Genomic DNA, 6,637 nt, shown 5'->3' with positions numbered 1-6,637 from the left:
CGGCCGGGACCTCCTCACCGGCGCCGACCTCGGCCCCGAGCCCCGGACCCGGGCCTCGATCTGGGCCCCTGACCGCGCCCGCTGCGCGCGATCAGACCCCAGGCGAGGTCACGCCGCAGTCCTGGCGTGCGCAGGCACACACCGGAGCGCGGCCCCGGGGCGCGGCGCGGACAGCGCACCCAACCGACGCGCTTCGACGTGCCTGAAGCAGGCCGTCGCGGCCAGCGTCTGGCCAAGGTAATCCCCGTGGCGGCCAGCGGAACTCCGTACCCTCCCGGCAAGGTCGAACCGAGCACCGCCGGCATTGCGGCCACGTCGGATCAGCCGATCACGGCGAGATCGCCGAGCCGCTCGGCCAGTCGGCACGGTCGGACCCCGCCGAAGCTGCTGCTCGATGCCGGACAACTAGAGGTCGAGGCCGGGTTCAAGCTCCGTGGGCGCCCGCAGGTAGGCGAGAGACTCGTCAACGAACTGGTAGGTCTCCGCAGTTACGTCGTCGGCGCCGAAGGCTTCGACAACTAGGGCGATCATCTCAGCGGGATCGGAGATGCCGGTTTCGGCTATGAGGCGCGCCGCGTCGTCGAGGTCCTTGTCGCGGCGGGCAGAGAGCTTCATGGCCAACAGGACGCGGGCGGCGGGGGCCTCGACGACGAGTGCGTCGCTCCGGTAGAGGACCTCGGCGTCGAGATCGCAGCGGGGAGTGTATAGGCCCGCCGCGTTGTTGAGCCAGTTCGCGGCGAGCCCGAACGTCTCGGCGGTGCGGGCCGCGGCGCGGTGCAGCGCCGCGGGGAAGCGCATCGAGATGAAGTCCACCGCCGCCGTGTGCCGTTCGCCGTGGCGGTGCTGCCACCGCAAGCGGTGCTCCAACACGTCGACGTCGCGGGTGAGGCGATGATCCCACCGCAGCGCCAGAGCCGCGCCGCCGGCGATCATCATGTGGTGGTTATAGGACTCCGCGGCGCGTAGACGCCGCGAGAGGTCGTCGAACACCAGCCGGAGCACTTCCGCGCTCAGCGGTCGGGCGGCGTCGGCCGTCACCGCGGGCTCAGGTGGAGTCGAGCAGTTCTGCCGAGAACCACACCCGATGGTGCCGGCACGCCGGCGCCGCTGTCGCGCGCAGGCGGCGGCCGAACTCTGACTCGAGGTTGAGGCGGGGCACCAGGGGGACGTCACGGGAAGCCACCGCCGCCGGGACCCAGTCCGGCACCGGCTCGCCGTCGACGTCGCACAGGGCATGCACCACCGCGGCGATCTTGGCGGCAACCTCCGGGTCGGTCCTTTCGGGCGGAGGGCCGTCCAGCATGGCGCCGCGGCACCACGGCATGCGGTTCCAGTCCTTGATGAACTGCACGAGGGGCAGGTAGCCGGCACCGCGCCCCCCCTCGGCCAGCGCCGCAGGCAGCTCGCTCACGCGGACGAACAGCGGCTGGTAGTCCTCAGAGACATACCCATAGCCAGGACCTCGCTCCGCGCCCCGGCCGTAGCGGCGGCGCCCAGCGACAGCAGGGGCCTCTTCAACGCTCATGGCGTCCCTCCTCGCTCGCCGAGCCGGCCGCGCCAAGGCACCCGAGGCGGTCCCGCCGACGACCACGGCGGCAGGAGCAGCCAACAGCACCGCGAAGGCCCGCTGCGCTCCGGCCGGGGGCAATTGTAGACGACGCCGCGCACGACGTACACAAGCCGACAAGTCGCGAGCTGGAAGGCGTGCGCCCCGACCCCGCCTACTTCTGGGCGGGCATCGTGCTCGGCACGATACCGCTGTTTGCGTGCGCGTCGGCCGCGTTGGTCCGCTACGCCCCAGCCGGCGCCGATCCGCGCCTCGCTGAGGACCTCGCCCGCCGCGAGATCCAGTCCTGCGTCCAAGCCCCCGCTATCGCACCACCCGACGACGGGGAGAACGCTGCCAACCTGTACCGTAGAAGATACAACGCGTCCGTCCGCAGAGCAGAACGGACACCCCATGGGCACCACCCACCTCACTTCCCTGGACGCCGATACGGCACCCAGACGCGCATCGTGCGGCTGCCCCGACGATCCGCAAATGGTGGCGCGAATCCAAGGTGTGGACATCGCGGCGGTGCGGCGCCCGCCGCGGCTGCCCACCGAAGCCGACTCGGCGACTCTGCGTCCCGCGGTGTTGACAGTGCATGACATGCTGCACGCTGGCGTGCCCCTCCCCCACCAGATCGCCGGCTCGCACCATCCGGTGCAGCGTGTGCGGAACATGCTCAAGAACCTGCCCGACGCCACGAGCCGCGCCGAGCGTCGCCTGGAGCAGTGCCACTCCGACCTGTCGGCGCCGCCGGACGACTACGCCGACATTCCTGAACGCCACTCGAGAGTCACCAACAAGCAGTCCGAACTGGAGGACTTGGAGAAGGCCCTGGCCGGCACGCAAGTCCTCGGCGTCGACCAGGAGGGTCTCGACCTGTGAGAGACGGCGACCGCCGCCTCCGCGACTCGCCGCCGGTAACGGAGTGGGCAATCCCCTACCGCGGTGCCGCGCAGCCGGGCGTAATCGCCGAGGAGGGTCGCCGAACTGCGCTGCACGGCCACCGTGGCGCCACGGGGTGGCTCATCGACGGCGTGCCGATCCCCCCGGCGGCTCCCGTCTGGGCCCGCCTCCACCAGGACCCGCCGCCGGCCGAGACGGGCTCTCTGTGGGCGGTCGGCGAATGGCCCGAACAGATCGCCGCCGCGCTCGAGGATCTGGCGCAGGGGCATCGGGAGAACCTGGCCGGCTTGCTGTGCGACGCCTCGGAGCGCTTGGCGGAACTGCACCGCCGCCGACACGCCTCCTGGTCCTCTCCCCCACCGCCGCCAGGCCACGGCGTCGCCGCCTGCTTCGTCGCCGACTCGCGGATCTACTGGGCCGCCCTCGGCCCGGTCCGCCTGCTCGCCGACCGCGACCTCGTGGTGGATCGCGCCGCTGGTGTATGCGGCGCGCTGCCCGGTCTCCTGCACAGCCCCCTGGGATCTGGTTGGCAGATGCTGGCCGACGACCGGTGGCGTGCCCGCACCGACACCGAGGTGCTCTGGCTATTCGAGGAAGCGATGCGCACCGGCAACGCCGGCGAGCACAGTGAGGAGTTCACCGCGGCCGTACACGCCGCCCGCGACCGTCCCGGCGGCGTGTGGTTCCTGGGCGCCTCCGGATTGCCGCGCCAGGAAATCATCACCGGCACCGTGGCGCCCCACGCCCGCCTGCTCGCCGTCTCCGCGGCGCTGGCGCGCCGGCTGGGCGACTACGCCGCGCTGCCGGAGGAAATGAACGAGAATCTGCCGTTCCGGGACTTGTCCGGATTCTGGGACATGCTCTGGGAAACGCCGAACCCTGTGCTCGAAAGCGTCCGCCGCGACCACCTGTCCCAGCCGGAACCTTCCTGGGGTTCGCCCCTCAGCAGCTGCGAAGGGCCGTTCGCCGCGTTGGCCGCCCAAGCGGTGACGCCCGCCTAGGTGTGTAGTGCGGGGAGGTTGTTCCCGATGGTGGAGGCTGGGGTGTTCCAGTTGAGCGCTCCGTGGGTTCGGTGGCAATTGTAGTAGTGGAGGAAGCCGCGGTAGGCGTCGGCGCGTTGGGTTTCGCTTCGCCAGGGGCGGATGTAGGCCCATTCCTGGAGGAGGGTGCGGTGGAAGCGTTCGATCTTGCCGTTGGTCTGGGGCCGGTAGGGGCGGGTCTTCTTGACCTTGGTGCGCGCCCGCCGGCCCGGCACGAGCCGACAGATCAACGGCAAGGCACGAAGCCAGTCAGTCAGCGAGTCAGGCCCGCCCCAGACCGACAGGCACCCAACCAGTATGAGTGTCGGTCAGGACGCGTTCGCAGGCGATGCCCCAAGTGTTGAACCAGCGCTCGGCGCGCCGCCAGAAGTCCGCGGCGGTCTGGGCGCGCTCGTCGTCGTGGATCTCGCTGTACACGAGGCGGCTGTGGTCGTCGAGGGCGCTGTGGAGGTAGCGGTAGCCGGCTTTGGCGCCGGGCGTGGGGGCGTTGCCTCGTCCGTGGTGCCGCCAGCCGCCGCCGGGGGGGATGCCCGGCAGCTTCTTGACGTCCACGTGGATCAGCTCACCAGGGGTTTCGCGCACATAGCGCTGCGCCTTCGCGGTGGCGCGGTCGCCCCGGTCGAGGCGCCCCAGGCCCGCCTCGTTGAGGATGTTCTGCACCGTCGAGGGCGCCAGGCCGGTCTTGTGGGCGATCCAGGCGGCGCCGCGGCGGCGCTGGGCGCGCAGTTCGGCCACCCTGGCGCGCACCTCCGGGGGTGTGCGCGTCGGCGAGGAGCGAGGCCGGCTGGAGCGATCCGCCAGGCCCCCGGGGCCCTCGGCGACGTAGCGGTCGCGCCACTTGCGCGCCGTCTTGGCGCTGACCTGGAACCGCTCCGCGGCCGCCGCGACCGGCCAACCCTCATCGAGCATCGCCGAGACCATCTCCCGGCGCTGGCGAACCGTGAGCCGCGCGTTGGCGTGCTGTCTAATCTGTGCCATGAGCCCTCCTTGGGAGCCGTGGACTGTTTCAGACCCACAGCATCGCCGGGAGGGCTCACCCCAACGGGGACCCCCCGATCCCCTCAACCCAGGGACAACCTCCCCGGTTGTCACACCTAGCAGCTACGAGCGCACTGCCGAGGCGCGCTGCCCTCTCACATACCAAGTTCAGGCGCGTCTTGGCGCGGGAGGGGCGTCGAGGGAGGACGCGGCTCTGTCCGAGACCACGGATCGCCCGGTTCTGCCCGCTCCGCACGGGTGAGCGAGGGGGTTTACCGCCTCGGCGAACGCGCCGGTCGCAGCAACAGCACGAGCCCCGCCGTCAGGTTCGCTGTTTAGGATCTCCAGCCCCCGATGGGCCCGCGCGTTGTAGTGTTCGGGGTTCGCGTCGTGGCGCAGTCGTGCGGGTTGTGCCGGGAGGGTGAGGTATGAGCGTTCTCCGAACCGGCGGGGTGGTCGCGCGTCTCGGGATCTGCCGACGCACCCGCGGAGTGTTGAGTCTTTGGCGCCGCAGCCGGGCCGCGGCCGTGCTCGCTGTCGGGTTGGCGGCCGCCGGGGGGGGGGCGCTGGTCGCCGCGCCCGCCGCCGCTGAGGAATCCACCGGTGGTGCCATCGATGCGCTCACCGCCGCTGAGGAAACCGCCGGTGGTGCCATCGAGGTGCGGGTCGCGGCCCGCAGGCTCAACGACGGGCGCGTCGAGGTCGGCATGCAGCAGCGGCGCCCCAGCGGCGCCTGGGGCGATCGCCGGCTGCCCGACGGGCGCTCGTTGCCCGCCACCGCCGCCGTCGGGCGTTGGCTGGCGAGTTCCCCGCTTGTGACACCGGCGGGCGATGTGCGGATCGCGGCGCGCAGGCTCGACGACGGGCGCGTCGAGGTCGGCGTGCAGCAGCGGCGCCCCGACGGCGCGTGGGGCGGCCGCTGGCTGCCCGACGGGCGCTTCTTGCCCGCCACGACCGCAGCAGGGCGTTGGCTGGCGAGTTCCCCGCTGCTCCTCGCGGTCGCCCCGGCCGGCGGGGACGCCCGCGGTCCCTACACCGCCGTCAGCGCCGGCGACGAGCACGCCTGCGCGCTGCGCGCCGACGGCACCCTCGCCTGCTGGGGCAACAGCGACGACGGCCAGGCCGACCCGCCACCGGGCGCCTTCATCGCCGTCAGCGCCGGCGACGAGCACACCTGCGCGATCCGCAGCGGCGGCACCCTCGCCTGCTGGGGCAACGACGACGACGGCCGCACCGCGGCGCCCGCGGGGCGCTTCCGCGCCGTGAACGCCGGCAACCGCCACACCTGCGCGATCCGCGCCGACAACACCCTCACCTGCTGGGGCCACAACTCCCACGGCCAAGCGCCGAACCCCAGCGGGCGCTACAGCGCCGTCAGCGCCAACAAATGGCACACTTGCGCGGTCCGCGCCGACGGCGCCGTCGCCTGCTGGGGCGAGAACTCCTACGGCCGAGCCACCAGCCCCCCCGGCGCCTACACCGCCGTCAGCGCCGGCTGGGTCCACACCTGCGCGCTGCGCACCGACGCCACCATCACCTGCTGGGGCAACAACAACTTCGTCGAAGACGACTACACACGCAGCGTGGTCTACATCGGACAGGCCGATACGCCCGGCGGGCAATTCGCCGCCGTCAGCGCCGGCGAGAGCCACACGTGCGGGCTGCGCACCCACGGCACTATCGAATGCTGGGGCGACCTCGAGGACTACCACCCGACCGTGCCGCACGGGCACTTCACCGCCGTCACCGCCGGCGACGAACACACCTGCGCCCTGCGCGCCGACGGCACCATCGCCTGCTGGGGGCCGTTCACCTGGCCCCCCGACGGCGTCCACTACGCCGACCGATAACACCAACAGCACCCCTGCCGAGCGGGCAGCCCGGACCTTGCTGCCCTAGAAGGTCCACTACACCGTCCGGTGACACCCAACGGCCCCCCCACCGAGCGACACACCACCGCCCAGGGGCACTCACACTGGAGGTGTTCCCGGCTGGGGCGGGTCTGACTCACCCAGGGACCGGCCTTGTGCCTTCACGTTGATTTGTCGGCCTGCTGCTGGCCGGGGACGAGCACTGCCAGCAGGGGCGGACGTGACCTGATAGGGGCCTTGAGCTGAACGCCGTGAGTGTCCTGTCCGCCGCCCCCGCCGGTGGTGCCCGCTGT

Annotated in this window: 6 protein-coding genes and 1 pseudogene; 3 read left to right on the top strand and 4 right to left on the bottom strand. The window is 71.9% G+C overall.

Translation table 11 applies throughout. The features are described 5' to 3' along the window. Positions 1-405: 405 nt before the first annotated feature. Together OXG55_07150 and OXG55_07145 are read right to left on the bottom strand one after the other, a co-directional pair. Positions 406-1,038, bottom strand: a complete 633-nt coding sequence (locus OXG55_07150) for a hypothetical protein (GenBank protein MCY4103018.1) — start codon at positions 1,036-1,038, stop codon at positions 406-408. Between the two features lie 7 nt (positions 1,039-1,045). Then, positions 1,046-1,525, bottom strand: a complete 480-nt coding sequence (locus tag OXG55_07145; protein MCY4103017.1) for a hypothetical protein — start codon at positions 1,523-1,525, stop codon at positions 1,046-1,048. 516 nt (positions 1,526-2,041) lie between these two features. Here OXG55_07145 and OXG55_07140 point away from each other — a divergent pair. Beyond that, positions 2,042-2,434, top strand: a complete 393-nt coding sequence (locus OXG55_07140; protein ID MCY4103016.1) for a hypothetical protein — start codon at positions 2,042-2,044, stop codon at positions 2,432-2,434. Next, a complete protein-coding gene (locus OXG55_07135; GenBank protein MCY4103015.1) occupies positions 2,431-3,456 on the top strand; it encodes a hypothetical protein in 1,026 nt (341 codons plus the stop codon). Before OXG55_07140 ends, OXG55_07135 begins: the two co-directional genes overlap by 4 nt. Here OXG55_07135 and OXG55_07130 read toward each other — a convergent pair. After that, positions 3,453-3,686 (bottom strand): annotated as a pseudogene (locus OXG55_07130) (integrase core domain-containing protein). The gene OXG55_07135 and the pseudogene OXG55_07130 sit on opposite strands and share 4 nt — an antisense overlap. 70 nt (positions 3,687-3,756) lie before the next feature. After that, positions 3,757-4,473 (bottom strand): leucine zipper domain-containing protein, encoded by a 717-nt coding sequence (locus OXG55_07125; protein ID MCY4103014.1) that lies wholly within the window; start codon positions 4,471-4,473, stop codon positions 3,757-3,759. 428 nt (positions 4,474-4,901) lie between these two features. On the opposite strand from OXG55_07125, the gene OXG55_07120 reads away from it, so the two are divergent. After that, positions 4,902-6,323: a hypothetical protein gene (locus tag OXG55_07120; protein MCY4103013.1), complete on the top strand. Its 1,422-nt coding sequence runs from the start codon at positions 4,902-4,904 to the stop codon at positions 6,321-6,323. Positions 6,324-6,637: the final 314 nt, after the last annotated feature.

It is taken from the genome of bacterium, assembly GCA_026708055.1.
Lineage (GTDB): Bacteria > Actinomycetota > Acidimicrobiia > Acidimicrobiales > CATQHL01 > VXNF01.
Note: the sequence above shows the minus strand (reverse complement) of the source record. Positions and strands in the feature narration are given on the sequence as shown.

Bases quoted from the DNA above. Each gene is read 5' to 3' on its own strand.
- OXG55_07125 (MCY4103014.1), bottom strand. From the start codon at position 4,473: ATGGCACAGATTAGACAGCACGCCAACGCGCGGCTCACGGTTCGCCAG.
- OXG55_07120 (MCY4103013.1), top strand. From the start codon at position 4,902: ATGAGCGTTCTCCGAACCGGCGGGGTGGTCGCGCGTCTCGGGATCTGC.
- OXG55_07145 (MCY4103017.1), bottom strand. From the start codon at position 1,525: ATGAGCGTTGAAGAGGCCCCTGCTGTCGCTGGGCGCCGCCGCTACGGC.
- OXG55_07140 (MCY4103016.1), top strand. From the start codon at position 2,042: ATGGTGGCGCGAATCCAAGGTGTGGACATCGCGGCGGTGCGGCGCCCG.